Genomic DNA, 24,368 nt, shown 5'->3' with positions numbered 1-24,368 from the left:
CAACCGACGTCAGCTCCCATCTAATCCCGACCCGAATCCCGGCCTACCCATGAAACTCGTCGACGAAGCCGAAATCCAGGTCATCGCGGGCAACGGCGGCAACGGCTGCGTGGGCTTCCGGCGCGAGAAGTTCATCCCGCTCGGCGGCCCCGACGGCGGCGACGGCGGCGACGGCGGCAGCGTCTGGCTGGTCGCCGACGAGAACCTCAACACCCTGGTCGACTTCCGCCACCAGAAGATCTTCCGCGCCCAGCGCGGCGAGAACGGCATGGGCCGGCAGATGTACGGCAAGGCCGGCGAAGACCTGGTCGTGACCGTGCCGGTCGGCACCGTGGTCGTCAACGTCGAGACCGACGAGGTGATCGGCGACCTGACCCGCCACGGCGAGCGCCTGCTGGTCGCCAAGGGCGGCAAGGGCGGCCTCGGCAACATGCACTTCAAGAGCTCGGTCAACCGCGCCCCGCGCAAGGCGCTGCCGGGCCTGCCGGGCGAGCAGCGCACGCTGCGGCTGGAGCTGAAGCTGCTGGCCGACGTCGGCCTGCTCGGCTTCCCCAACGCCGGCAAGAGCACCTTCATCCGCGCGGTCTCGGCGGCGACGCCGAAGGTGGCCGACTATCCGTTCACCACGCTGTACCCGAACCTGGGCGTGGTCAGCGTCGAGCCGCATCGCAGCTTCGTGATCGCCGACATCCCCGGCCTGATCGAGGGCGCGGCCGAGGGCGCCGGCCTGGGCACGCAGTTCCTCAAGCACCTGCAGCGCACCCGCCTGCTGCTGCACCTGGTGGATATCGCGCCGATGCCCTACGACAGCGGTTCCGGCGGGGTCGAGGGCGTCAGCCCGGCCGCGCAGGTGCGGGCGATCGAACGCGAACTGGAGAAGCACGACCCGGCGCTGCTGGCCAAGCCGCGCTGGCTGGTGCTGAACAAGGCGGACCTGCTGCCCGAGGAGGAGCGCCAGGCCGCGGCCCAGGCGGTGATCGACGAACTGGGGTGGCAGGACCGGTGGTACCTGGTCTCGGCGCTGGGGCGCGAGGGCACCTGGCCGATCATGCTCGAGGCGATGGCGTTCTTCGACCGCCTGCGCGAGGACGCGCGCGAGGCGGACGCGGCGGCGGGCGGCCGTGGCGGCTGAGGTCCGCGCCGCGCGGGCAGCAAAAAACCCGGCTGGCGCCGGGTTTTTGTTTGCGCTTGCGGCCGCGGGCGCGGAACGGCGCGCCGCGCGCGGCCGCGTCGGCGCGGGCTCAGGCGGCCGCGGCGGCCTTGAGCGCCTTGATGCGGGCGTTCAGGCGGCTCTTGTGGCGGGCGGCCTTGTTCTTGTGGATCAGGCCGCGGGCGCTGAAGCGGTCGAGGATCGGCTGGGCGGCGGCGAAGGCGGCCTCGGCGCCGGCGGCGTCGTTCTCGCCCAGGGCCTTGAGCACCTTCTTGACGGCGGTGCGCAGCATCGAACGCTGGCTGGCGTTGCGGGCGTTGCGCACGACGGTCTGCTTGGCGCGCTTCTTGGCGGACTTGATGTTGGCCACGACGAATTCCTGGAAACTGGTAAGAAAAGAATGGGGCTGAGGACAGTCAGACCGGAAAGTATGGAGGATTCAGTGGGTTGCGTCAACCGCGAGGGGGCCGGCCGATGAGCGGCGGCTTGCTGCGTTCCACCACCGTTTTCAGCGCGATGACCTTCGTTTCGCGGGTCTCCGGGCTGATCCGCGACCAGGTCTACGCCGCGGTGTTCGGCGCCGGGCCGGCGATGGACGCCTTCGTGGTGGCGTTCAGGATCCCGAACTTCATGCGCCGGCTGTCGGCCGAGGGCTCCTTCTCGATGGCCTTCGTGCCGGTGCTGGCCGAGTACAAGGCCAAGCACGACCGGGCCGCGGTCAAGGAGCTGATCGACCGGGTCGCCGGCACCCTGACCGCCGCGCTGCTGGTGGTGACCGCGCTGGCGGTGATCTTCTCGCCGGCGCTGATGCGCCTGTTCGCGCCCGGCTTCGAGCCTGGTACCGAGCAGAGCGGGCTGGCCGAGCTGATGCTGCGGATCACCTTCCCGTACGCGTTGTTCATCTCGCTCGCCTCGTTCGTCGGCGGCATCCTCAACAGCTACCAGCGCTTCGCGATCCCGGCGCTGTCGCCGGTGCTGCTGAACCTGTCGATGATCGCCGCGGCGCTGGGCCTGGCGCCGCAGCTGAAGGCCTGGGGCTACGAACCGGTGCTGGCGCTGGCCTGGGGCGTGTTCGCCGCGGGCGTGCTGCAGCTGGCGTTCCAGTTGCCCTCGCTGGCCCGGCTCGGCCTGCTGCCGCGGCCGCGCTGGGGGGCGGCGCACGCCGGCGTGCGCAAGATCATGAGGCTGATGGTGCCGACCCTGTTCGGCTCCTCGGTCGCCCAGGTCAACCTGCTGCTCAACACGATCATGGCCTCGTTCCTGATCGGCGGCAGCGTGACCTGGCTGTACTACACCGACCGCCTGCTCGAGTTCCCGCTCGGCATGTTCGGCGTGGCGATCGGCACGGTGATCCTGCCGCACCTGTCGAGCCGGCACGCGGCGACCGACCCGCAGGGGTTCTCCAAGGGCCTGGACTGGGGATTCCGCCTGTGCCTGCTGATCGGCATCCCCGCGTGCCTGGGCCTGGTGCTGTGCGCGGAGGCGTTGATCGCCACGCTGTTCCAGTACGGCCACTTCGGCGCGCACGACACCCGCATGGCCCGGCTCAGCCTGATGGCGCAGTCGATCGCGGTCCCGGCGTTCCTGCTGGTCAAGGTGCTGGCGCCGGCGTTCTACTCGCGCCAGGACACGCGCACGCCGGTGAAGGCGGCGGTGGCCGCGGTGGTCGTCAACGTGCTGGCGACCGCCGCGCTGATGGCGGGGCTGCTGTGGCTGACCGAGGCCGGCGCCGCCGCGCGCGCCGCCGCGCACGGCGACTTGGCCGACGCGCTCGGCCGCATTCCCGGCGCGCACGCGCTGCTCGCCCTGGCGATCGCGATCGCCGGCTGGACCAACGCGCTGCAGCTGGCCTGGTACCTGCGGCGGGCGGCGGTGTACCGGCGCGAGCCGGGGTGGGGGTGTTTCCTGCGCCAGCTCGCGCTCGCCAGCCTGGCGATGGTCGCGGTGCTCGCGGCGCTGCTGTGGGCCTGGCAGGACTGGACCGCGTGGCCGTGGTGGGAGCGCGCGTGGAAGCTGGCGGCGACGGTCGGCGCCGGCGCCGGCGTCTACGGCGCGGCGCTGTGGCTGCAGGGCATCCGCCTGCGCGACCTGCGCGGCCATTGAGGCGAGCCCCGGCGGCTATACTTCGTGCCGATGAGCAGGCTTTTTCGTGACGTCGACGGCGCGCTTCGATGCCCGCCCGGCAGTGTGGTCTGCATCGGCGCCTTCGACGGCCTGCACCTCGGCCATCAGGCGCTGGTGCGCCACACCGTCGCGCGCGCGCGCGCGCTGGGCCTGCCCGCGGTGGCGCTGAGCTTCGAGCCGCTGCCGCGCGAGTTCTTCGCCCCGGCCGCGCCGCCGCCGCGGCTGCTGCTGCCGCGGGCGAAGGCCGAAGGGCTGTTCCGGCTCGGCGCCGACCAGGTCGGCCTGTTGCGCTTCGACCGCCGGCTCAGCGCGCTGGGCGCGGAGGATTTCGTCGACGCGGTGCTGCGCCGGCGCCTGGGCGCGCGCGAGGTCTGGGTCGGGCCGGAGTTCCGGTTCGGCCGCGCGCGCGGCGGCGACCTGGCGCTGTTGCGGCGGCTGGGCGGCGAATTCGGCTTCGCCGCGGGCGAGATCGAACCGGTCCTGGTCGACGGCGAGCGCGTGTCGAGCACGCGCATCCGCGAGGCGCTGCAGGCCGGCGCGTTCGAGCGGGCGGCGCGGCTGCTCGGCCGGCGCTATGCGATCGGCGGGCGGGTGGTGCGCGGGCAGCAGCTCGGCCGCACCCTCGGCTTTCCGACCGCGAACCTGCGCCTGGCCAGCAAGACCCCGGCGCTGTCGGGCATCTATGCCACCCGCGTGCACGGCATCGCCGAGACGCCCTGGCCCTCGGTATCGAGCCTGGGCACGCGGCCGACGGTGGACGGTGTCGAGCCGCTGCTGGAGGCGCATCTGTTCGACTTCGCCGGCGACCTGTACGGCCGCCGCATCGAGGTCGAATTCGTCGCCAAGCTGCGCGACGAGCTGAAGTTCCCCGATCTGCCGGCGCTGACCGCGCAGATGCACCGCGACGCCGAACAGGCGCGACACATGCTCGCCCCCGAGCAAGCGCCCGCACGCCCATGCGCGGGCTTCTCCCCGCAAGCCGCACAGCGATAGGTCCCCGTGAGCCACGACTACAAAGCGACCCTGCATCTGCCCGCGACGGAATTCCCGATGCGCGGCGACCTGCCCAAGCGCGAGCCGGAGACCCTGGCGCGCTGGGAGAGCGAGGGCCTGTACCAGCGCATCCGCGAGAAGGCGCGCGGGCGCGAGCGCACCTTCGTGCTGCACGACGGCCCGCCGTACGCGAACGGCGCGATCCACATCGGCCACGCGGTCAACAAGGTGCTCAAGGACGTGATCGTCAAGTCCAAGCTGCTCGCGGGCTACGACGCGCCCTACGTGCCGGGCTGGGACTGCCACGGCCTGCCGATCGAACACGCGGTGGAGAAGAAGTACGGCAAGGTCGGCGAGAAGCTCGACGCCGCCGCGTTCCGAGCCAAGTGCCGCGAGTACGCGGCCGAGCAGATCGAGCTGCAGCGCCGCGATTTCAAGCGCCTGGGCGTGCTCGGCGACTGGGAACACCCGTACCGCACGATGGACTTCCGCTACGAGGCGGACATCCTGCGTTCGCTGGCGAAGATCGTCGAACGCGGCCACCTGGTGCGCGGCGCCAAGCCGGTGCACTGGTGCTTCGACTGCGGCTCGGCGTTGGCCGAGGCGGAGATCGAATACGCGGAGAAGCAGTCGCCGGCGATCGACGTGGCCTACGACGCGCGCGAGCCGGCGGCGCTCGCCGCACGCTTCGGCGCGAGCGTGGACGACGCGGCGCGCGTGGCGATGCCGATCTGGACCACCACGCCGTGGACGTTGCCGGCGAGCCTGGCGGTGAGCATCGGCGCGGAACTGGACTACGTGCTGGTCGAAGGCCCGCGCGCCGCCAACGGCGGCCGCCGCCTGCTGGTGCTGGCCGAGGCGCTGGCGGCCAAGGCGCTGGCGCGCTACGGCGTGGACGAGGTGCGCATCCTCGGCCGCGCCCGCGGCGCCGGGCTGGAAGGCCTGTCGCTGGCGCACCCGTTCTACGCCGGCCGCGACATCCCGGTGCTGCTCGGCGAGCACGTCTCGGCCGAGGACGGCACCGGCATCGTCCACACGGCGCCCGGCCACGGCCAGGAGGACTACGCCGTCTGCCTGAAGTACGGCCTGGTCGAACGCTACACCGCGGCGCAGATCAACCCGGTCGACGGCCGCGGCCTGTACCTGGCGTCGACGCCGCCGGCGGACGGCACCGCGCTGGCGGGCCTGCACATCTGGAAGGCGCAGGAGCCGCTGATCGACGTGCTGCGCGGCAACGGCCACCTGCTCGCCGCCGCGCGCCTGACCCACAGCTATCCGCATTGCTGGCGGCACAAGACGCCGGTGGTGTTCCGCGCCACGCCGCAGTGGTTCATCTCGATGGACAAGGCGGACCTGCGCCGCGACGCGCTGCGCGAGATCGGCAAGGTCGCCTGGGTGCCGGAGTGGGGCGAGGCGCGGATCTCGGCGATGATCGAGGCGCGCCCCGACTGGACCATCTCGCGCCAGCGCTACTGGGGCGTGCCGATCGCGCTGTTCTACGACCGCGAGACCGGCGAGCCGCACCCGCGCTCGGCCGAGCTGATGCGGCAGGTCGCCGACAAGGTCGAGTGGGAAGGCGTCGACGCCTGGTACGCGATGCGCGCCGAGGACCTGCTCGAGGAAGACGAGGTCGGCCGCTACGAGAAGGTCACCGACATCCTCGACGTCTGGTTCGACTCCGGCGTCAGCCACGAATGCGCGCTGGCGCAGCGGCCGCAGGACGGCCTGTACAAGCCGGCCGACCTGTACCTGGAGGGCTCCGACCAGCATCGCGGCTGGTTCCACAGCTCGCTGTTGACCGGCGTGGCGATGGACGGCGCGGCGCCGTACCGGCAGGTGCTGACCCACGGCTTCACCGTGGACGCGCAAGGCAAGAAGATGTCCAAGTCGCTCGGCAACGTGGTCGAGCCGCAGAAGGTCATCAACGCCATGGGCGCCGACGTGCTGCGCCTGTGGATCGCCTCGACCGACTACCGCAACGAGATGTCGGTGTCCGACGACATCCTCAAGCGCACCGCCGACGTCTACCGCCGCATCCGCAACACCGCGCGCTTCCTGCTCGCCAACCTCAACGGCTTCGACCCGGCGCGGCACCTGCGGCCGCTCGGGGACATGGTGGCGCTGGACCGCTGGATCGTGCACCGCGCGGCCGAGCTGCAGGACCGCATCGCCGCGGCCTACGAGCGCTACGACTTCGCCGAGATCGTGCAGGCGCTGTCGAACTTCTGCAGCGTCGACCTGGGCTCGCTGTACCTGGACGTGACCAAGGACCGGCTGTACACGATGCCCGAGGATTCGCGCGGCCGCCGGTCCGCGCAGAGCGCGATGTACCGCATCGCCGAGGCCTTCGTGCGCTGGATCGCGCCGATCCTGAGCTTCACCGCCGACGAGATGTGGCGCCACCTGCCGGCGACGACCGACCGCGGCCCGCGCGAGGAGCACGTGCTGTTCGTCACCTGGTACGACGGCCTGGCCGTGCTGGACGAGGCCGCGCCGCTGTCGCCGGCGGACTTCGAGCGCCTGCTCGAGCTGCGCGACGCGGTGGCCAAGACCCTGGAGCCGATGCGCGCCGCCGGCGAGATCGGCGCCGCGCTCGAGGCCGAGATCGGCCTGCGCTGCGGCGTCGCCGACCAGAACTGGCTGGCGCCGTTCGCGGACGAGCTGCGGTTCCTGTTCATCAGCGGCGACGTCGAGGTGATCGCCGACGATGCCGCCCGCGACATCGCCGTGGTCGCCGCGCCGACCGCCAAGCCCAAGTGCGTGCGCTGCTGGCAGCACCGCGCCGACGTCGGCGGCGTCGCCGCGCACCCGGGGCTGTGCGGGCGCTGCGTCGAGAACGTCGACGGCGCGGGCGAGGAGCGGCGCTGGTTCTGAGCGTGCGCGTTCGCCGCGCCGGTGCCGGGGCAGGGCCCCGGCCCGGGGCGCGGCGTGGCGGCCGACCGAGCCCGCTTCATGGCCCGGCCGGAGTCCCCCGGCGCGCTCCGCGTCCGCGGCGCGGCCCGCGACAGCCGTCCAATCACGAGGATCGAATGCCCATGACCCGTCCCAACGCGCTGCCCTGGCTGATCGTCTCCGCCGTGGTGATCGTGCTCGATCAGCTGACCAAGCAATGGGTGCTGAACGCGCTGCCGGAATACACCCCGATCCCGGTGATCGAGGGATTCTGGAACTGGTATCGCACCTACAACACCGGCGCGGCGTTCAGCTTCCTCAGCGACGCCGGCGGTTGGCAGAAGTACTTCTTCGTGGCCCTGGCGCTGGCGATCACCGGCCTGCTCGGCTACTGGCTGGCGCGCACGCCGCGGCGCGACTGGAAGAGCGCGCTGCCGTACGCGCTGGTGATCGGCGGCGCGTTGGGCAACGTGATCGACCGCCTGTTGCACGGGCACGTGATCGACTTCATCCAGTGGCACTGGCGCGACTACTACTGGCCGGCGTTCAACGTGGCCGATTCGGCGATCGTCGCCGGCGCGGTCGGGATCGCCCTGTTCGGCCTGTTCGGCGCCAAGCCGGCCCCGCGCGGCTGATCCGCCGCCCGGCTGGACCGGTGGGACGCCGAACCCGGCGTGACTCCGGATGGAGCGGTTCGGCGGCGCCCGCGCCGCGCGGGGTAGAATGGCGCCGATGGACATCCTGCTCGCCAACCCCCGCGGCTTCTGCGCCGGCGTCGACCGCGCCATCGAGATCGTCAAGCGCGCGATCGAGACGCTCGGCGCGCCGATCTACGTGCGCCACGAGGTCGTGCACAACCGCTTCGTCGTCGAGGACCTGCGCCAGCGCGGCGCGATCTTCGTCGAGGAACTGGACGAAGTGCCGGACGGGGCCACGGTGGTCTTCAGCGCCCACGGCGTGTCGCAGGCGGTCCGCAACGAGGCCGCGCGCCGCGGGCTCAAGGTCTTCGACGCGACCTGCCCGCTGGTGACCAAGGTGCACCTGGAGGTCGCCCGGCATTGCCGCGCCGGGCGCGACGTGGTGCTGATCGGCCACGAAGGCCATCCCGAGGTCGAAGGCACCATGGGGCAATGGCGTCGCGAGGCCGGCGCGGGGCGGATCTACCTGGTCGAGGATTGCGACGACGTCGCCGCGCTCGAGGTCGGCCAGCCCGGGAACTTGGCCTACACGACCCAGACCACCCTCTCGGTGGACGACACCCGCGGCGTGATCGAGGCGCTGCGGGCCAAGTACCCGGCGATCCAGGGGCCGAAGAACGACGACATCTGCTACGCGACGCAGAACCGCCAGGATGCGGTGCGTGAGCTGGCCGCCAGCTGCGACCTGGTGCTGGTGGTCGGATCGGTGAACAGCTCCAACTCCAACCGCCTGCGCGAACTGGCCGAGCGCGAGGGAGTGGAGGCGCATCTGATCGACGGCGCCGACGAGATCGATCCGGCGTGGGTGGCCGGCCGCCGCCGGATCGGCGTCACCGCCGGCGCTTCCGCGCCGGAGGTGCTGGTGCAGGGCGTGATCGCGCGGCTGCGCGAACTCGGCGCCGGTGCCGTCACCGAGCTGGCCGGCAAGCCGGAAGACATGGTCTTCGCCCTGCCCAAGGAACTGCGCCTGCAACTGGTCGATTGACCGTCCGCCGCATCGCGCGCCGGAAAGCTGCCGCCCGCGGGCTCGGCTCAATCCTTGCGGCAGATGCCCGAATTCCAGGCGTCGACGCACTGCACCCCGCCGCGCGTGCTGGCGGCCTCGCGTTCCGCCCGCCGCTGCGCGACCGTCTTGCAGACCGTCTGCAGGCGGTTGCTGCCGACCGGCTTGTGCCGCTCGCAGACCATGCGCTCGTCCTCGGCCTGGTTGACGATGGCCTCGACGGCCTCCAGCGCGTTGAAGACCGCGATCCGGTCCGTTTCGGACAGCTCCGAGGTGCGGCTCGTGCCCGTCAGCAGGCGGGTGACCTCGTCCTGTTGCGCGAACAGCTCGCTGCGCCGGGCCGGGTCCAGGTCCTTGAACCGGCCCTTGCCGGCCATGGCTTCGGCGCGGATCTGCCGCTGCTGGGCGAGGATCGCCTCGCTGTCCGTGCCGCCCTCGTTCGCGGCGGCGGCCTGCCCGAGCGCGAGCAGGCCCAGCGCGGCGAAAAGAAGAAAAAAGCGCATCGAATCTGCCTCCCCGTGTTCGCCGGCCCGGGAGGGGCCGAAGTTCGATCCGGCGATGCCGCTCCGGCGTGCGCCGGCAGCCCCCATGCCGGAGGCCATCGTCCGCCATGCCGGGTTTGCCGGCAAGCCAGGCAGGAGGCGCCGGAGGCGCCGCGCGGATGCCGGGGCGCCCGCATTTGACCCTCTCCGCCGCGGCCGCCTACAATTCCGCTCCTGGCCGGAATAGCTCAGCTGGTAGAGCGGCGCATTCGTAATGCGCTGGTAAAGGTTTCGCCGTTGTAGCTCAGTTGGTAGAGCAACTGATTCGTAATCAGTAGGTCGGAGGTTCGATTCCTCTCAACGGCACCAATAAAATCAAGGGGTTACGGTTGATCCGTAGCCCCTTTCGCTTTCCGGGGGTGCAGTCTTTTCACCCCCGTTTCCCAGCCCCCACCAAGGCCAGCCAAAGGCCGGGGGTGCAGTCGGGGGTGAAACACCTTTTCCAGGCCCCGAGGGGTTACACCCCAACCACCCCCAGCCCAGCGCGGGCCAGCCGGACGCCTTCGCTTGCAAGGTCGCTGGCAAGCCGGAACACCCCGGCAGTGATGACCGGGCGCAGCGGGTCCAGCCCCACCGCGACGATGGCCGCCACTTGTAACGATTGCCGCGCCCATTCGCCCTCCAGCCCGACCGGCCCATGCTCGCTGTAGGTGTCCATGTCCAAGCGCAGGAACAGGCGATACCAAGCGGCGGCGTCCTCGGTGACTTCGACCAGAACCTTTCGCCCGGCTTGGGCCAGGTCCGCCAGCTCGGCGAGACGCCCCAGCAGCAAGGCGGACGGCTGCCCATGTGGTTGTCGGTTCTTCTCGCCCTTCGGCCCATGATGCCGGATCATCAGGCACTGGCCGTAGAACGGGCTGCTCTCGTACCAATGCGGCAGCAGGTAATCGAAGTCATCCGGGGTCGATTCGGCCAGCAGGAACAGGGAGCCGTCTAGCAGCCGGTCGAAGGTCGCAGGCTTGACGATGCCGCGCACCCTATCCACATCCTCGGGTTCCGGCTCCATCCCGGCGAGCGCCAGATGGTTGAAGTGCTGGATGGTCAGCAGCCGCTGGGCAATGGCCGAGGTGTCCGGGCGCTGCCGTAGCAGCCCGCCCAGCAGGGCCTCGACCCCTTCGATGATTCCGCCCTTGCCGTGCGCCGGGTCGGCTACCAGCATGACGCTTTGCCCGATGGGCTGGGTCGTCGGGAAGTCCTCCGGCTCAAGGTGCGGCAGGACGCGGCGCACGGCCGACTCAGGGAACAGGCCGATATGCGGCAACTCCCAGCCAGCGCCGACGATGGCCCCCAGCAGGGCAATGGCCCCGCCCATTGCCATCCGGGGAGTGGCGACGGGGGCCTGTTCATTGAGGTGCTGGGCAATCTCTCCGGCCAGCCCGGGAAGGTGAATAGCGTTCATGGTTGCTTCTCCTTATTCAATCGTGACGCCATCGAAGGCGGGCAGCAGACGGATGGGGCTTTCGCCGCCGTTCCACTCGATCAGCTTCATCTCGCGCAGGTTGTTCAATACGCGGCGGTCTGTCTTGCGGACGGAATCCGGCTTCTCGCCGGGGCGCTCCAGATACCATTGGTTGTGATACGCCTGAAGCGGGATCGGGTCGGCGTAGGAGGCTATCCCGTTGGCCTCAACTACCGACTGCCGGAGGAAGCGAAGAATCTTGACTCCGGTTGCGGCGAAGCCAGACAAGGGGCGCGCCTTGCCCTCATGGTCATGGACGACCACACAGGAGGTAATCGGCTCCCCGTCCTCGTCTTCGCCAAGCTCCACTTGATCGAGGGCGAAGGGCAGCGGGATGTTGTCCTGCCCGTCTTTCTGCTTCTCGACAACGGCGCGGTGTGCGTCGCCATCCTTGCGGCACTGGATGACGGTATCGGCTGCACCTTGCAGGGCCGACGATCCGCGCATCCCCTTGTCCGCGTCCTTGCCGGAGTGATGGACGATCATGACGTGCAGCGTCGGGCACTTCGCCATGAGGGCGCTGATGGCACCGACAAACCGCTTCATGTCCTTGGCTGAGTTCTCGTCGTCGCCTTCGCCGAAGAAGCGGCTCAGGGTGTCGATGATGAGCAAGGCGGGCGGGACGCCGCAGCGGGCCGTCACTTGATCCAGCACCATTGCCATCTTCTCGCCCTCGTCCGGCGTGCTCAGGGAATGCGGTAGAAAGAAGATGTTGGGCGCGTCGCAGCCCTTCACCTTGGCGATGGCCTTGCCGCGCATCCGCAGCCCCGGTACGCCCTCGCCAGCGGCGTAAATAACCGGCCCCTGCCGGGTGTCCCTCCCCATCCATGGTTGCCCCGTGGCGACGGCGTAACAAAGGTCCAGCGCGAGGAACGACTTACCCGCACCGGGGGCACCGTAGAGGACCGACAGGCCGCCTTCGCCGAGGATGCCGCGAACCAGCTTGAGCACCGAAACCTTCTTCTGGATGAACTCGGCGAACGGCTCCAACAGGTTTGCCGCAAGTGACGCTTTCATCGCGTTCCAGCGGGCGATGAGGGCTTCTGCAACGCGCCGCCCGAAGGTGATGTGGTAGTTCTCGTCGTCCGCGATGCGCCGCGCCTTGTCGTAGGTCGTGCTCAGGTATTGCTGGATATGCCGCTTGGTCTTCTTCCGCTCCAAGGTCGCCGCCATCCCGCTTTGCAGGAACAAGCGCAGCCATTGGTCCGGGTCCGAAGTGAAGCGGGCCAGCATGATGGCGAACTCGTGATCGGCTTCCGACTGCGACGGGTGCAGGCTTTCCCATTGCCCGGTCCAGAACGCTTGGAAGCGGTCGCCGAAGTGTTCCGCCGCCTGCTTCCAGAGGGCTTCGTCTGTGATGGCCGGTAGCTCGACGGATGCGGCAGCCACCACAGGGGCGACCGGGGCCGCGAAGCATGGGGCCAGCCGAGAGGCCAGCGAATCCGGCATCGGCACAACGCGCCCTTGTCCGCTCGCGCCAGTAACAGTTATGAAGCGTTCGGCGGTGTAGCACTCGACGCCGGGAACGGCGCGAGGCGCGGTCACTGCCTCGTCATGCTGCACCCAGATATGCCAGCCCTTGCCGCTGGGCGAGGCTTCGACGTATGCGCCAGCCGCTGCCGCCTCGTCGAGAATGCCGCGATGGACGCCCTGCACGGCGGGGTCATTGGTCGCGTCCAGGTCAATGCAGCAAAGGCCCGACTCCGCCGACAGGACAAGGCCGATGCCGACGCCATGCTGGCGGGCGTATGCCTCGGCGGTCTGGAAGTCCGCCCATGTGGCCGGATCGGTCGGGCTGGCATTGCGCCCCGTCTTCGGATCGGTCGGCACCTTCGCCGGCTTGGGCTGGCCGTCGCGCTCCACGTAGCGCCATGCCACCCAACGGGCGGGAGCCTTCAGTTCCTCGGGGATGCCCGAGGACTCGAATCTTGTTGTCATAGCCGCCTCCGCTGTTCTTACTGCGCCGGGGCGGGCTGGGCGGATTCCTTGGCTGCAAGCCAGCCATCAACCACATGGCGGGGCCATCCGGTCGTGTTCGGGCCGTACTTGACCCCAGCGGGGAAGCGGCCTTCCTTGATCCAGCGGTAGAAGGTGGGCTTGGCGATGTTGAGGATTGCGACGACGTCAGCCGCGCGCAGGATGGTCTTGTCTTGCATGGCAGTTCTCCCGGAAACGTTAAACCGTGCGCTACGGTTTCCGGGCACCGCCCTACTGATCTACATGCGCACAACCCAAATATCCCATGAGTCCGGGAAAGACCCCAAATGATTTTTAGATCCTCTTTGAGAGCAAATGAGAACGACTCTCAAGTTAAGGATGGCCCGCATGTCCCAGCCTACCCCCAAGACTGCGGACGAAAGGACGGGCGGGATATGGGGACCCCCTAAAGGGGGAGGTCCCAGACATCCCGGCCCCCGTCCCGCTGGGATATCCCGCCCGGGATATGGGATATGCAGAAATATCCCGGCTAGTTCCAGACGATGACGCGTCCTCTAGATAGGCATCCTTACGGACGACAGGGAAGGCCCGCGACGGCGGCACCAACGCCAACCATTTTGCCTTGGCGCAAATGGCGGCGCGTTGTGTGGTCATGCCGGAAAACAGGCCGCCTCATATTTAGTTCGCAGGTCTAGTCGAAAAATCATTGAGTAATCAACGCTCTAGCAGTCTGCGGCGGCGAGAGGGGTGCCCGAGGGGGTGAGACAGGCAAAAAGAAACCCCCGATCACTCTCGCAATCGGGGGTTTCAGGAGCAGCGCGCCGGGCTTTGATCGGCGCGCCAACCAGTTTCCTCAGGGCGGCTCCGGGGTAGCTGGTAAATGGATGGTAGGGGCTGGGGTAGGGCCTTGGCACCGAAAGGGATCAACTTTCCCGGTGCCCCACCATTTTTACGGCGGGAACATAGCGGCAACCCTGAATTTTATTGGTTGCCCAGAATGAAAACACCGCCTTGGAAGCTGACGCCGGAAGAACTGGCGCAGCAACAGGCCGAAGCAGAAGCGCAGGCAGACGCGCCCATCGTCGCCAGCAACGGCCATCCCATTGATCCGAAGACCGGGCGCTTTATGAAGGGCGCCCCCGGTCGGCCTCGCGGCAGTCGGAACAAGGTGACGATTGCTTGCGAAAACCTGCTGGAAGGCGAAGGCGAAAAGCTAACCCGCAAGGCGATCGACCTTGCCCTCAAGGGCGATACCACCGCGCTCAAGCTCTGCCTCGACCGGATCATTCCGCCGCGCAAGGGTCGACCCCTTCCCAAGCTGGAACGAAAGGAAGGCGAGAACCCCGTCGAAACCCTGCTCCGCGCCGTCCTCGATGGGCACGTCACGCCCGAGGAAGGCCGCGATGTGGTGAGCATGGTCGAAAGCGCCGCCCGCGTCGCAGCAACGCAAATCCTCGCGGATATGCGGCAGCAGCAGATTGAAGCCATCCAGAAAGCCACCGACGCCGGAGCCCTTCCGGGCGGGGTGATGCTGGTTCCCCTTGGCGGCTCCCTCGATGACTGGGAAGCCGCTGCACTGGGCAAACAAAACGCCCTCAAGCAACAAGTTCGCAATTAAAGGAGCATGACCATGCAATACCTCGTCAATTCGCCGGATGCCACCAGCTTCCTCGACACCGCCCAGCTGGATAGCGGCCTGTCCGCCATCCTCGGAGACCCCAAGGCCATCGACGCCCATGTCGCGCCGGACGTTCAGAGCGCCCACATCGTTCTCAAGGACGCAGCCAAGAAGGTCGCCGCCCTCGTCAATGATCCCACCAGAACCGAGACGGCCAAGCATGACGCGGCCAAGCAGCTTGCGGAGAAGGTGACCAGTCATCTGGAGAAGTCGAAGGCCGCGCTGGAGGCCCACGCCGAGAAGCTGAAAACGTCCGCGCTGGCGCAGGCTGATTTGCATCTCGGCCCCAGCTCGGACCGCAGCGCCCTGCACAGCGAGATTCGTAGCTGGGTGCGCGAGCAGGCGAAGACCCCGGAAGGAATGCTGCAAGTGAAGAAGGCGATGGCGGACAACGACGACGTTGCGGCTGTCCTCTGGCACTCGCCCTCGTTCCTCGTCGGGCTGGCGCCAAGCGTCCATGAAGGGCTGCGCCTTGAAGCCCTGCAATCGCGCAAGCCGGACATCTACACCAGCCTGAGCAACAGCGTCGGCCTGTCGAAGCTGGCGGGCAAGTACGCGGCTGCGATCCGCAAGGTAGCGCCCAGCTTCTACACGCCCAGCCTCGCGGAGCAGGCCAGCAAGCGGGTGGAAATCTAACCCCGATTCGCACCCCCGGAACGGGCGGGGCGACTGGAAGGTGTTGAAAGCCTTGGCAGTTCGTCACGCTTGCCACCCGATTAACTATCAGGACTCCCGAAAATGAGCGCAGCACAAGAAGCCATTACCGCACTCGCGGGCTGGATCAAGGCCAGCAGCCAGCCCCGGAAGACTCCGCTTGGCGGCGATACCCTCGTCGGCCCGTTCGCCGTCCTCGTCCCGCTGGCCCTCGACCAAGCGCCTGCACCGACCTTCGACCCCGAAGCCCTGCCCCTGTGGATACCGGCAGCTCAGGCACCCGCCGACCTGCCAGCCATCGACACCAGCGCCCCGGCCAGCCAAGACCACAAGGCGCAGCGCCTCGGGCATATCGTCTGGATGGTGCAGGATGGCCGCTTTCCGGGCGTCCAGCTTATCGACCTGACCGATCCCAGCGAAACGCTACAGGCGGCGCTCGACCAACAAGCTCCCGGCCTCGACCTCGACCAGACCGCCGCCGTCTTCCTGCCCCGCTGGTGACCGCATGGCCCCGCGCATCACAAAGGAGGGGCCGGACTTGCCGCCGCTGACGCCGGACCTGCGACACACGCCCACCGAAGCCATCCATAACCTGTTCGGCGCGGTCTTCATGCAGGCGCTACAGGAGCAGGATCGGGAATGGGTAGAGTCGCCCGACTACCTGCTGATTGCCGACTTTGCAGGGATCGACCTGGACCTAGCGGAGCGGGTTCGCCGTATGTTCCTTGCGGGGCAGATCAAGCCGGGAGCCTTCGCCGGACTGGCCCCGGCCAAGCCCCCGGAGTCCCTGCGATGGGGTACCTGTCCCCCCGCGCAGCCTTCGACCACTATCCGCCCCGTCGAGATGGTCCGGGCTATCGCCGCGACCATGCCCGATGCCAAGCCCAGCGAGGTAATCCGCGCCTGCATTGCTGCTGGGGTCAATCCGGCGACCGCCGCCACCCAAGTCCGCAAGTATCGAAAGGCGCTTGCTGAGTCGAACAATTGATCGTCGTTCGGAGTGCCACTGCTGCGGCCCAGCTTGATTATTCACCTCATGGGCAGGGGAACAGGCCCCCGCCGCCTAACAGGAGAATCATCATGGCAACTCGCAACCGCCGCGCCCCCAAGAACGACCAGCCCGAAGAAGTCCAAGAAGCAGCCCCGGAAGTGCAGGCCGAGGAAGTCCAGCAGGAAGAAGCCCCCGCCCCTGTGGTCAAGGCTCGCAATGCCTCCACCGTCGATAGCCCGGTCAAGCGCGTCTGGGCCATCGCCGACTCGATGCCCGAGGCCAAGCGGAAGGATGTCATTGCCGCCTGCGTTGCAGAAGGCATCGCCTTCTTCACGGCGCGGACCCAGTACCAGAAGTGGAAGCAAAATCAGGCGACCTGATTTCTAATCCGCTGGCCTTCAACGAAAACGCCCAGCCCTGACAAGGGGTTGGGCGTTTTGCTTTTCGTTCGGGGTTCGGCTGGGGGTGCCCCCGGCCTTGTTACCTGCGATTTAAGGGGGGCAAGGGCCGGGGCTATAGGGTAGGGAGGGGCAAGGCCCGTTCGCCCGGTATAGCGCGGTTACGAGGGCCAGGGGCGGGGTGTTGGCCCGGTGCCATGGCACGCTGGCAATCGACGTACTGCAGCCGCTCGTTTATGCTCTGCTGTTTTGATGATGACAGCAAGGGCTAAGCGTTGAGTCTTACGGATAAGGAAAAACAAGAGCTTTTGGAGGCGCTGGGTCGTCTGACTCCGGCGCAGCAGCAATGGGTCAAGTCGGCCGTCCATGCGTTCGGCGCTGCCTGCACCTTCTGGCGCGCATCTGACTCCGATGTGGTCACTGATGCAGTGCTGGCGTCCCTCGGGGATCGACTGCTGAGCCACCACGCCGGGAGCCGTCAGGCCTTGAGCAAGGATCGCTTCGAGTTTGCTTTCGAGTCGGTGCTAAATGCGTCGGGCATTCCGGCCCAGCTGGTAAAGAGCAGGACGAATCGCGGGCACGACATCGACATTCGCGGCGTCCCGGTCAGCCTCAAGACCGAAGCAGCCGCAACCATCAAGGACGACACGATTCACGTTAGCAAGTGGATGGAGCTGGGACGGGGCGAATGGAAGCTGCCGCTGCTGCGCGATCTGTTCCTTGAGCACATGCAGAGCTATGCCCGCATCTTCACCCTGCGCCGCTTGAAGGACGAAGGGGCGACGATCCGTTATGAGCTGGTCGAGATTCCGAAGGCGTTGCTGCTGGAGGCGGCCAACTGCGAGCTTGAGGTCTGCACGAACAGCCGGCAGAACCCACAGCCGGGTTATGGTTATGTTCGGGATGCCGCCGGTCAGCTCAAGTATGCGCTTTACTTCGACGGTGGGACGGAGCGCAAGCTCCAGATCAAGCACCTGCGCAAAGACTTGTGCAAGGTGCATGCGACCTGGAGCTTTGGTTCAGCGCCCGCGTAACAGCCGCTCGCGGGCCAGTTCGGCATATTCGGCATTAAGCTCGATGCCGACGCATTGCCGCCCCAGCTCATTGCAGACAACGCCAGTCGTCCCTGACCCGAAGAACGGGTCGAGGACGCGGCCGTTTTCGCGGGAGCCTGCGGCAACACATAGACGGACAAGCGCCCGAGGATAAACGGCGAAGTGGCTGCCGGGGTATGGCTCGGTGTTGATGTTCCAAACGGTGCGCCGGTTCTTCGCCTTTTGCTTCGGGTCCGCCGCTGGCTCCATGATTGCCTGCCAGTCGTAGTAGTACTTCTCCGACTTGGAAAACAGGAACACATACTCATGGGCGCGGGTCGGTCGATCCTTGACGCTCTCGGGTTGGCAGTTGGGCTTGTTCCAGATAATGTCGGTGCGCAAGTACCAGCCGTCAGCCTGCAAAGCAAACGCAAGCCGCCAAGGAACGCCGATAAGGTCTTTTGGCTTCAAGCCCTCGGGTGTCGGGGCGCGGTAGTCCATCGCCCGGCCCTTGTTCTTCGCGTCAGCGTCCCGCCAAGTCCGCCCCCCGGAGGTGTAGCTGTCTCCAATGTTCAGCCACAGGGTGCCATCGTCGGCGAGGGTGCGCCGGACCTCCCGGAACAGGCGCACGAGGTCCGCTATATACTCATCGACGGTTGTTTCCGCTCCGATCTGCCCGTCGATCCCGTAATCCCTCAGCCCCCAGTAGGGCGGCGACGTCACGACGCAATCAAAATGTCCTTCGGGCATCTCATGCAAGATTCTGCGAGCGTCGCCCACGACAATTTCGCAGCGGTTCCGAGGGTTGCTCGGAAGCTGCTCAGCGAGTGTTTTCGCTTCTTCAGCGAATAGGTCAAAATCCTGCTTCATAACCTGCCATTATAAAATCTGGTCGCTTAGACGGCCATCGAAAGTTCGCGGGTATCGACCGCTTCGGGCTCTATGAGGCGGGCGAGGTGGTCGGCCCATGCCTGCACGGCGGCCATGGCCTCGGCATCGTAGGAGTGCCAGTTGTAATGAACCGCCGTCACATCGTTGGAGTTGGCGGCATGGCCCAGCACGCGTTTGATGATCTCGGACCGGACGCCCAGCCCGGCTAGACCGCTAGCGAGGGTGCGCCGGAGGTCATGCAGCCGCCAGTCGGCGACCGGCTCCCCGAGTTCCTCGCTCATGTATTTATCCAGCTTCTCCTTGGTCTTGCTCCAGCCGGAAATCGGGCTGCGACCGTTGGTCGTGAAGACGTAGGGGCACTTCTCGAAGCGGGGCATCCCCTCCACGATGGAGACGGCCGTAGAGGATAGCGGGGCGCGGAAGTCCCGCCCACCTTTCATGCGCGAGGCGGGCATTGCAGCCCAAGGCCCGTCCAGCTCGTCCCAGCGGAGGCAGGAGGCTTCGTCCCTGCGGACCCCTGTGGTTATGAGGTAACGGACGCAAGCGCCGAAGGTGCCGCCCAGCCGTTCGGTAGCCTTCCACAAGGCAACCAGTTCAGCATCGGAGAGGATGCGGCTACGGGCATAGGGCTTGATGCGAGGGGCTACACCCATGACCGGGCTGACCTCCAGCACCTCGCGTTCAATCAGCCACTTGAACATGCGCGACAGGTAGGCCCGGAGGCGGTTCGCTTGGTGCGGGGTCTTCACCGCTACCTTGTCCAGCAGCTCCACCACATCCCGCCGCCGTATCTCCTTCACCGGCTTGTCGCCCCATGCGGGGATCGCCAGCTTCTCCATGACCCGCTCAGTCTCGGCCCATGTCCGCTGGCGGCGCTTGGCGTACTTCTCCACATAGTCGCGGGCGCAGGCGGCAAAGCCGTTTAGCTGCTTCTCCCGTTCCTCTGTCTTCTTGTCCTCTACCGGGTCCTCGCCCCGTTGCACTGCGGCGCGGGCTTCTCGGGCGCGGTCGCGGGCCAGTTTCAATGACACGCCGGGGAAGGCCCCCAGCGTCAGGCGGCGGGGCTTGCCCTCGACGCGGTAGGTGAAGCTCCAGCTTTTGACACCGGAGGACGACATGCGAAGAACTAGGCCGGGCACTTCGGCATCATAGACATCCTTGCGGCCGGTAGCGGGCGGGGTCAGCTTTTCGACCGCCGTCGCGGTCAGGCGTATGCTAGCCATCTGTAAACCTCCTCGGGGTTAGGTGGGGGGTGAAACCTCCGGGGGTATTTAATTAACCCCCATGAGACCCGAGGATAGGGACGATTGCCGAAAAAGGCACCGTAAAACAATGACTTAGCCGCTAAATAGAGAGCTGGCGAAATTCCATGAGACCCGGCCGGCTGGCATTCGTAATGCGTAGGTCGTAGGTTCGAATCCTATTTCCGGCACCATGACATCCCCGAAGGCCCGCGGCTCGCGGGCCTTCGTTCTTTCCGCGCGGCGGACGCGCGGCCGCCGGCATCGGGGCGCGACGAATCGCCAGCGAGCGGTTCCGAGAGTCCGTTCGCCGCTCGCACGCCGTCGAAGCGACGCGGCTCCGCCGGTGCGAAGCCGCCGGTTCATCGTCCGGCAATCTCGCTTTCACCGTTTTTTATCGGTGCGGTCGGCACCATGCCGCTCGGTTTTTTGCAGGCGGGGCAAAGGGAGCGCTATGCAAGTGAACGTGTTCGTGGTCGGCGACAACGAGGGCTACCTGGTCGCGCCCCGCGGTGGCACGCTGCCGTTGGACGAGATCACGGCCCTGGGCGAGCTGCACTTCGGCTGGTCGCTCGACAGCGACAACGCCGTGCCGCGCCTGGACTGGCGCAGCATCGCCGCCGACATCGACGCGCGCGGCTACAGCATCGTCGCCCAGGAGGACGTGGTCGGCCTGCTCGGCCGGCCGCAGCAGGAGCTGCGCGCCTGCTATCCGGAGTTCTACCTGCGCCGCGCGGCGTGAGCCGGTCGCCGCGTTGCGCGCGGCCGGCGCAACGCAGCGATGCGCGGACTTGGCCGGGAAGCATCGTCCCGTGCACGCGGCTGGTCGCGGATCGAGGGATGGGTAGTCTCGCGGGACCTCACCCGAGACCACGACGATGCCCCGAACGAAGCCGCCATTGCCCGCTTTCGTGATCCAGCCGCAGGCCGCCGAAACCGTCGACGGCCACGGCACCCGGCTCTGGCTGCTGGCCGACGCCAGCGACTGCTGCGGCGCGCTCGGCGCCAACCGCCTGCGCCTGGAACCCGGCGCCGCCGGTGCGAAGACCCATTATCACGAGCGTTCGAGCGAGGCGTTCTACGTCCTCGACGGCGCGCTCGAGATGACGATCGAGGGGCAGGCGGTGACGATCGAGAAGGGCGGTTACGCGGTGGTCCCGCCGGGCGTGAAGCACGCCTTCGCCGCCGCGCCCGGCGCCGCGGCGGACGTGCTGATCACGCTGGTGCCGGGCGTCGACCGGTTCGAGTACTTCCGGATGCTGCCCAGGATCATGCGCGGCGAAGTGGACGCGGACACGCTGGCGGAAATCCCGCAACGCTTCGACGTGCACTTCGTCGCCTGAGCCGTTCGGCCGCGGGCGCCGCGGCGCCGATCCGGCGGCCGCGGAAGCGGTGGGCGGGCGCCGCGCGCGTCGCCGGCGTCTCGGCCCCTGCGACCTGCTCCGGTATCCTGCAGGGCCCGTTTCCGGTGTCCGCGTCCGATGGGCAAAGCCAAGACCGCCTACGTCTGCTCCGACTGCGGGGCGAGCTTCAGCAAGTGGCAGGGCCAGTGCGGCGAATGCGGCGGCTGGAACACGCTGAGCGAGTTCGTGGTCGAGCCGGCGGCGAAGGCGGGCGGCAGCGTCGCCGCGAGCCGTCGCAGCGGCTGGGCCGGGCAGGCGGACGCGCCGACGGTGACGGCGCTCAAGGACGTGCGCCACGCCGAAGAGGCGCGCGTCGGCACCGGCATCGGCGAGTTCGACCGGGTGCTCGGCGGCGGCCTGGTGCACGGCTCGGTGGTGCTGGTCGGCGGCGACCCGGGCATCGGCAAGTCGACCCTGCTGCTGCAGGCGGTCAGCCTGATGGCGCCGCGCCTGCCGGGGTTGTACGTGACCGGCGAGGAATCGCTGGCGCAGGTGGCCGGACGCGCCGCGCGCCTGGGCCTGGCGGTGGACGGCGTGCACGCGCTGGCGGAGACCTGCGTCGAGCACATCCTGCAGCACGCGGCGAAGATGCGCCCGGGGCTGATCGTCGCCGATTCGGTGCAGACGCTGTGGACCGAGGAACTGAGCGCCGCGCCCGGCTCGGTGAGCCAGGTGCGCGAGAGCGCGGCGCGGCTGGTGCGCTACGCCAAGGAGACCGGCACCGCGGTGTTCCTGGTCGGCCACGTCACCAAGGAGGGCGGTATCGCCGGCCCGCGCGTGCTCGAGCACATGGTCGATGCGGTGCTGTACTTCGAGGGCGAGAGCGGCAGCCGCTTCCGCGTGCTGCGCGCGTTCAAGAACCGGTTCGGCGCGGTCAACGAACTCGGCGTGTTCGCGATGGGCGACAAGGGCCTGCGCGAGGTCGCCAATCCGTCGGCGATCTTCCTTTCCGGCAGCCGCGGCCCGCAGCCGGGCAGCTGCGTGATGGTGACCCGCGAGGGCACGCGGCCGCTGCTGGTCGAAGTGCAGGCGCTGGTCGACGCCTCGCCGCTGTCGAACCCGCGCCGGGTCGCGGTGGGCATGGAGGGCAACCGCCTGGCGATGCTGCTGGCGGTGCTGCACCGCCACGGCGGGGTCGGCGTCGGCGACCAGGACGTGTTCGTGAACGTGGTCGGCGGCATCCGCGTGCAGGAGACCGCGGCCGACCTGCCGGTGCTGCTGGCGGTGCTGTCGTCGCTGCGCGACCGGCCGCTCGCGGAGCACACCGTGGCGTTCGGCGAGGTCGGCCTGTCCGGCGAGATCCGCCCGGTGCCGAACGGCGAGGAGCGGTTGAAGGAAGCGGCCACGCACGGCTTCAAGCGTGCGATCGTGCCCAAGGCCAACGCGCCCAAGCGCGGGGCGTTCAAGGAACTGGACGTGATCGCGGTGGAGCGGCTGGGCGAGGCGCTCGAGGCGGCGGGGTGACGCTGCGAGGCGCGGAGGGCTGGCATCGTCGCGCCGCACGGGGCTCGGCCCTGCTCGCGGACGTACGCATGCGGGCGGCGCGCGCATCCGGCGCCTGAACACGGACGCGTGGGCATGGCCGGGCGGCTATTGATGCCGCCGGGGCGCTCGTCCAGACTGCGCGGATGACCCGCCTTTCGTTCCCTCGTTCGTTCCGCCTCCTCGCGCCGGCCGCGCTGGCGCTGCTGCTGTGCGCCTGCGGCTTCCGCCTGCGCGAGGCGCTGGTCTTGCCGCCCGACCTGGGGCCGGTGCGCGTCGTCTCGGTGGACCGCTACAGCCCGCTGGCCACGTCGCTGGCGCAGGCGCTGACCCGCGCCGGCGCGGTGCCGGCGAACGAAGACACCGCCGATGCGGCCGTGCTCGACATCCTCGCCGAACGCTGGGGCGACTTGCCGATCAGCCTCGACGAACTCGGCCGCGCGCAGGAATACACGCTGCGTTACGCGGTGACGTTCGAGCTGCGCAAAGGCGATGGCTCGGTGCTGGTGCCGCGGCAGACCATCGAGCTCGGCCGCGACTACGTGTCCAACCCGGTACAGGCGTTGGGCACCGAAGGCGAGCGCGAGATCCTGCAGGGCGAGATGCGCCGCGAGATGGCCGCCTCGGTGCTGCGCCGGATCGACGCGGTCGCGCGCCGGCAGGGCCAAGCCGGAGCGGCGGCCGCGGACGTGCCGGCACCGGCCGGGGCGCCCGCCGCGCCGGCGGAGGGCGGGGGCGCGCCGCGCTGACATGGAGCTGAAGCCGGAACAGCTGGCCGCCCAGCTCGACGCCGGACCGCTGCGTCCGGCCTATCTGATCGCCGGCCCCGAGCCGCTGCGCGTGCTCGAGGCCGCCGATGCGGTGCGCGCCGCCGCGCGCCGCCAGGGCTTCGCCGAGCGCGAGGTGTTCGAAGCCGAGGGCAACCAGCGCGAGCCGGACTGGAACGCGCTGGCCGCCAGCTTCCGCGCGCCGAGCCTGTTCGCCAGCCGCCGCCTGATCGAGCTGCGCCTGCCCTCGGGCAAGCCGGGCAAGGACGGCGCCGAGGTCATCGCCGAGTTCTGCGCCGACCCGCCGCAGGACGCGACCTTGCTGATCACCGCCGGCGAGTGGAGCAAGCAGCACGGCGGCAAATGGAGCGAGGCGGTCGCCCGGGTCGGCCAGGTCGCGATCGCCTGGGCGGTGAAGCCGCACGAACTGCCGGACTGGATCGAGCGCCGCCTGCGCGCGCGCGGCCTGCGCGCCGGGCGCGACGCGGTGCAGCGCCTCGCCGACCGGGTCGAAGGCAACCTGCTCGCCGCGGCGCAGGAGATCGACAAGCTGGCGCTGCTGTCGGACGGTGGCACGCTCGACGTCGAACGGATGGAGGCGCTGGTCGCCGATGCGGCGCGCTACGACGTGTTCCGCGTCATCGACGCGGCGATGAACGGGCAGGGCGCGCAGGTCTCGCGCATGCTCGCCGGCCTGCGCGCCGAGGGCGAGGCGGTGCCGGGCCTGCTCGGCATGGTGGTGATGGAACTGCAGCGCACCGCGGCGCTGGCGCGGGTGGCCGCGCGCGGCGGCAACCTGGCGAGCGAATTCAAGGCGCAGCGGATCTGGGATTCCAAGCAGCCGATGTACCGGCGCGCGCTGCAGCGCCACGAGGCAGCGCGCTGGGAAACGTTCGTCGCCGAGGCCGGGCGCGTGGACCGCATGGCCAAGGGGCGCGAGGCCGGCGACGCCTGGGTCGCGCTGGAACGGCTGCTGCTCGCGGTGGCCGAGCCGCGCGCGCGGCGCCTGCTCGCGGTCGCGCACTGACGC

General features: G+C 68.6%; 24 protein-coding genes and 1 tRNA gene. 18 read left to right on the top strand and 7 right to left on the bottom strand.

What is annotated here, in order from left to right; all coding sequences use genetic code 11:
• Positions 1-49 precede the first annotated feature (49 nt).
• Positions 50-1,132, top strand: coding sequence for a GTPase ObgE (gene obgE, locus EDC50_RS11295; protein ID WP_123770588.1), 1,083 nt, complete (start codon positions 50-52; stop codon positions 1,130-1,132).
• 109 nt (positions 1,133-1,241) lie between these two features.
• On the opposite strand, the gene rpsT is transcribed toward obgE, so the two are convergent.
• On the bottom strand, positions 1,242-1,520 hold the full coding sequence (gene rpsT / locus EDC50_RS11290; RefSeq protein ID WP_123770587.1) for a 30S ribosomal protein S20: 279 nt from the start codon (positions 1,518-1,520) through the stop codon (positions 1,242-1,244).
• A gap of 104 nt (positions 1,521-1,624) precedes the next feature.
• On the opposite strand from rpsT, the gene murJ reads away from it, so the two are divergent.
• From murJ to ispH, 5 genes are all read left to right on the top strand, one after another.
• Positions 1,625-3,253: a murein biosynthesis integral membrane protein MurJ gene (murJ, locus tag EDC50_RS11285; protein ID WP_123770586.1), complete on the top strand. Its 1,629-nt coding sequence runs from the start codon at positions 1,625-1,627 to the stop codon at positions 3,251-3,253.
• A 30-nt stretch (positions 3,254-3,283) separates the two neighbouring features.
• Positions 3,284-4,267: a bifunctional riboflavin kinase/FAD synthetase gene (locus EDC50_RS11280; protein WP_123770585.1), complete on the top strand. Its 984-nt coding sequence runs from the start codon at positions 3,284-3,286 to the stop codon at positions 4,265-4,267.
• Positions 4,268-4,273: 6 nt separating this feature from the next.
• Positions 4,274-7,141 carry an isoleucine--tRNA ligase gene (ileS, locus tag EDC50_RS11275; RefSeq protein WP_123770584.1) on the top strand — a complete coding sequence of 956 codons (2,868 nt, stop codon included), beginning with the start codon at positions 4,274-4,276 and terminating at the stop codon, positions 7,139-7,141.
• Positions 7,142-7,296: 155 nt separating this feature from the next.
• Complete coding sequence (lspA, locus tag EDC50_RS11270) at positions 7,297-7,794, top strand: signal peptidase II (RefSeq protein WP_425477919.1); 498 nt, start codon at positions 7,297-7,299, stop codon at positions 7,792-7,794.
• Positions 7,795-7,891: 97 nt separating this feature from the next.
• On the top strand, positions 7,892-8,842 hold the full coding sequence (gene ispH / locus EDC50_RS11265; protein WP_123770582.1) for a 4-hydroxy-3-methylbut-2-enyl diphosphate reductase: 951 nt from the start codon (positions 7,892-7,894) through the stop codon (positions 8,840-8,842).
• Between the two features lie 47 nt (positions 8,843-8,889).
• Here ispH and EDC50_RS11260 read toward each other — a convergent pair whose 3' ends face one another.
• Entirely contained in the window at positions 8,890-9,462 is a 573-nt protein-coding gene (locus EDC50_RS11260; protein ID WP_123770581.1) for a hypothetical protein, read from the bottom strand.
• Positions 9,463-9,635: 173 nt separating this feature from the next.
• Here EDC50_RS11260 and EDC50_RS11255 point away from each other — a divergent pair.
• Positions 9,636-9,711 (top strand) — tRNA-Thr (locus tag EDC50_RS11255).
• A gap of 148 nt (positions 9,712-9,859) precedes the next feature.
• Here EDC50_RS11255 and EDC50_RS11250 read toward each other — a convergent pair.
• Genes EDC50_RS11250 through EDC50_RS11240 form a run of 3 tightly spaced genes read right to left on the bottom strand, consistent with a single transcriptional unit; the run spans position 9,860 to position 13,017 of the window.
• Positions 9,860-10,801: a hypothetical protein gene (locus tag EDC50_RS11250; RefSeq protein ID WP_123770580.1), complete on the bottom strand. Its 942-nt coding sequence runs from the start codon at positions 10,799-10,801 to the stop codon at positions 9,860-9,862.
• 12 nt (positions 10,802-10,813) lie between these two features.
• Positions 10,814-12,799, bottom strand: coding sequence for an AAA family ATPase (locus tag EDC50_RS11245; protein ID WP_123770579.1), 1,986 nt, complete (start codon positions 12,797-12,799; stop codon positions 10,814-10,816).
• Positions 12,800-12,816: 17 nt separating this feature from the next.
• Complete coding sequence (locus EDC50_RS11240) at positions 12,817-13,017, bottom strand: helix-turn-helix transcriptional regulator (RefSeq protein WP_123770578.1); 201 nt, start codon at positions 13,015-13,017, stop codon at positions 12,817-12,819.
• Positions 13,018-13,796: 779 nt separating this feature from the next.
• Here EDC50_RS11240 and EDC50_RS11235 point away from each other — a divergent pair.
• The 6 genes from EDC50_RS11235 to EDC50_RS11210 all read left to right on the top strand — a co-directional run bounded on the left by EDC50_RS11235 (position 13,797) and on the right by EDC50_RS11210 (position 17,554).
• On the top strand, positions 13,797-14,417 hold the full coding sequence (locus EDC50_RS11235; protein WP_121332251.1) for a hypothetical protein: 621 nt from the start codon (positions 13,797-13,799) through the stop codon (positions 14,415-14,417).
• Between the two features lie 12 nt (positions 14,418-14,429).
• Entirely contained in the window at positions 14,430-15,113 is a 684-nt protein-coding gene (locus EDC50_RS11230; RefSeq protein ID WP_123770577.1) for a hypothetical protein, read from the top strand.
• 102 nt (positions 15,114-15,215) lie between these two features.
• Positions 15,216-15,632: a hypothetical protein gene (locus tag EDC50_RS11225; protein ID WP_123770576.1), complete on the top strand. Its 417-nt coding sequence runs from the start codon at positions 15,216-15,218 to the stop codon at positions 15,630-15,632.
• A gap of 4 nt (positions 15,633-15,636) precedes the next feature.
• Positions 15,637-16,119, top strand: coding sequence for a hypothetical protein (locus tag EDC50_RS11220; protein ID WP_123770575.1), 483 nt, complete (start codon positions 15,637-15,639; stop codon positions 16,117-16,119).
• 92 nt (positions 16,120-16,211) lie between these two features.
• Entirely contained in the window at positions 16,212-16,502 is a 291-nt protein-coding gene (locus EDC50_RS11215) for a hypothetical protein (protein ID WP_121332247.1), read from the top strand.
• A 293-nt stretch (positions 16,503-16,795) separates the two neighbouring features.
• Positions 16,796-17,554: a hypothetical protein gene (locus EDC50_RS11210; protein WP_199742101.1), complete on the top strand. Its 759-nt coding sequence runs from the start codon at positions 16,796-16,798 to the stop codon at positions 17,552-17,554.
• Here the strand turns inward: EDC50_RS11210 and EDC50_RS11205 are convergent.
• Both EDC50_RS11205 and EDC50_RS11200 read right to left on the bottom strand, forming a co-directional pair.
• Entirely contained in the window at positions 17,540-18,304 is a 765-nt protein-coding gene (locus tag EDC50_RS11205) for a DNA-methyltransferase (protein WP_338419805.1), read from the bottom strand. The genes EDC50_RS11210 and EDC50_RS11205 overlap by 15 nt on opposite strands.
• A 146-nt stretch (positions 18,305-18,450) precedes the next feature.
• Positions 18,451-19,668, bottom strand: a complete 1,218-nt coding sequence (locus EDC50_RS11200; protein ID WP_106442998.1) for a tyrosine-type recombinase/integrase — start codon at positions 19,666-19,668, stop codon at positions 18,451-18,453.
• 472 nt (positions 19,669-20,140) lie between these two features.
• Here EDC50_RS11200 and EDC50_RS11195 point away from each other — a divergent pair, with 472 nt between their 5' ends.
• The 5 genes from EDC50_RS11195 to holA all read left to right on the top strand — a co-directional run bounded on the left by EDC50_RS11195 (position 20,141) and on the right by holA (position 24,365).
• A complete protein-coding gene (locus EDC50_RS11195; protein ID WP_123770574.1) occupies positions 20,141-20,428 on the top strand; it encodes a hypothetical protein in 288 nt (95 codons plus the stop codon).
• A gap of 136 nt (positions 20,429-20,564) precedes the next feature.
• The gene (locus EDC50_RS11190) at positions 20,565-21,029 is read left to right on the top strand and encodes a cupin domain-containing protein (RefSeq protein WP_123770573.1); all 465 of its coding nucleotides are present in this window, start codon (positions 20,565-20,567) and stop codon (positions 21,027-21,029) included.
• Positions 21,030-21,167: 138 nt separating this feature from the next.
• Positions 21,168-22,553: a DNA repair protein RadA gene (radA, locus tag EDC50_RS11185; protein ID WP_123770572.1), complete on the top strand. Its 1,386-nt coding sequence runs from the start codon at positions 21,168-21,170 to the stop codon at positions 22,551-22,553.
• Between the two features lie 164 nt (positions 22,554-22,717).
• Positions 22,718-23,320, top strand: a complete 603-nt coding sequence (locus EDC50_RS11180) for an LPS-assembly lipoprotein LptE (RefSeq protein ID WP_123770571.1) — start codon at positions 22,718-22,720, stop codon at positions 23,318-23,320.
• 1 nt (position 23,321) lies between these two features.
• Entirely contained in the window at positions 23,322-24,365 is a 1,044-nt protein-coding gene (gene holA, locus EDC50_RS11175) for a DNA polymerase III subunit delta (protein ID WP_123770570.1), read from the top strand.
• The last annotated feature ends 3 nt before the right edge of the window (positions 24,366-24,368 follow it).

The sequence above is a fragment of the Vulcaniibacterium tengchongense genome (assembly GCF_003814555.1).
Classification (GTDB): Bacteria; Pseudomonadota; Gammaproteobacteria; order Xanthomonadales; family Xanthomonadaceae; genus Vulcaniibacterium; species Vulcaniibacterium tengchongense.
Note: the sequence above shows the minus strand (reverse complement) of the source record. Positions and strands in the feature narration are given on the sequence as shown.

Excerpts from the sequence above, each read along its gene's own strand:
- obgE (WP_123770588.1), top strand. The coding sequence starts at position 50 with ATGAAACTCGTCGACGAAGCCGAAATCCAGGTCATCGCGGGCAACGGC.
- murJ (WP_123770586.1), top strand. The coding sequence starts at position 1,625 with ATGAGCGGCGGCTTGCTGCGTTCCACCACCGTTTTCAGCGCGATGACC.
- EDC50_RS11280 (WP_123770585.1), top strand. The coding sequence starts at position 3,284 with ATGAGCAGGCTTTTTCGTGACGTCGACGGCGCGCTTCGATGCCCGCCC.
- lspA (WP_425477919.1), top strand. The coding sequence starts at position 7,297 with ATGCCCATGACCCGTCCCAACGCGCTGCCCTGGCTGATCGTCTCCGCC.
- ispH (WP_123770582.1), top strand. The coding sequence starts at position 7,892 with ATGGACATCCTGCTCGCCAACCCCCGCGGCTTCTGCGCCGGCGTCGAC.
- EDC50_RS11260 (WP_123770581.1), bottom strand. The coding sequence starts at position 9,462 with ATGGCCTCCGGCATGGGGGCTGCCGGCGCACGCCGGAGCGGCATCGCC.
- EDC50_RS11250 (WP_123770580.1), bottom strand. The coding sequence starts at position 10,801 with ATGAACGCTATTCACCTTCCCGGGCTGGCCGGAGAGATTGCCCAGCAC.
- EDC50_RS11245 (WP_123770579.1), bottom strand. The coding sequence starts at position 12,799 with ATGACAACAAGATTCGAGTCCTCGGGCATCCCCGAGGAACTGAAGGCT.
- EDC50_RS11240 (WP_123770578.1), bottom strand. The coding sequence starts at position 13,017 with ATGCAAGACAAGACCATCCTGCGCGCGGCTGACGTCGTCGCAATCCTC.
- EDC50_RS11235 (WP_121332251.1), top strand. The coding sequence starts at position 13,797 with ATGAAAACACCGCCTTGGAAGCTGACGCCGGAAGAACTGGCGCAGCAA.
- EDC50_RS11230 (WP_123770577.1), top strand. The coding sequence starts at position 14,430 with ATGCAATACCTCGTCAATTCGCCGGATGCCACCAGCTTCCTCGACACC.
- EDC50_RS11225 (WP_123770576.1), top strand. The coding sequence starts at position 15,216 with ATGAGCGCAGCACAAGAAGCCATTACCGCACTCGCGGGCTGGATCAAG.
- EDC50_RS11220 (WP_123770575.1), top strand. The coding sequence starts at position 15,637 with ATGGCCCCGCGCATCACAAAGGAGGGGCCGGACTTGCCGCCGCTGACG.
- EDC50_RS11215 (WP_121332247.1), top strand. The coding sequence starts at position 16,212 with ATGGCAACTCGCAACCGCCGCGCCCCCAAGAACGACCAGCCCGAAGAA.
- EDC50_RS11205 (WP_338419805.1), bottom strand. The coding sequence starts at position 18,304 with ATGCCCGAAGGACATTTTGATTGCGTCGTGACGTCGCCGCCCTACTGG.
- EDC50_RS11200 (WP_106442998.1), bottom strand. The coding sequence starts at position 19,668 with ATGGCTAGCATACGCCTGACCGCGACGGCGGTCGAAAAGCTGACCCCG.
- EDC50_RS11195 (WP_123770574.1), top strand. The coding sequence starts at position 20,141 with ATGCAAGTGAACGTGTTCGTGGTCGGCGACAACGAGGGCTACCTGGTC.
- EDC50_RS11190 (WP_123770573.1), top strand. The coding sequence starts at position 20,565 with ATGCCCCGAACGAAGCCGCCATTGCCCGCTTTCGTGATCCAGCCGCAG.
- radA (WP_123770572.1), top strand. The coding sequence starts at position 21,168 with ATGGGCAAAGCCAAGACCGCCTACGTCTGCTCCGACTGCGGGGCGAGC.
- EDC50_RS11180 (WP_123770571.1), top strand. The coding sequence starts at position 22,718 with ATGACCCGCCTTTCGTTCCCTCGTTCGTTCCGCCTCCTCGCGCCGGCC.
- holA (WP_123770570.1), top strand. The coding sequence starts at position 23,322 with ATGGAGCTGAAGCCGGAACAGCTGGCCGCCCAGCTCGACGCCGGACCG.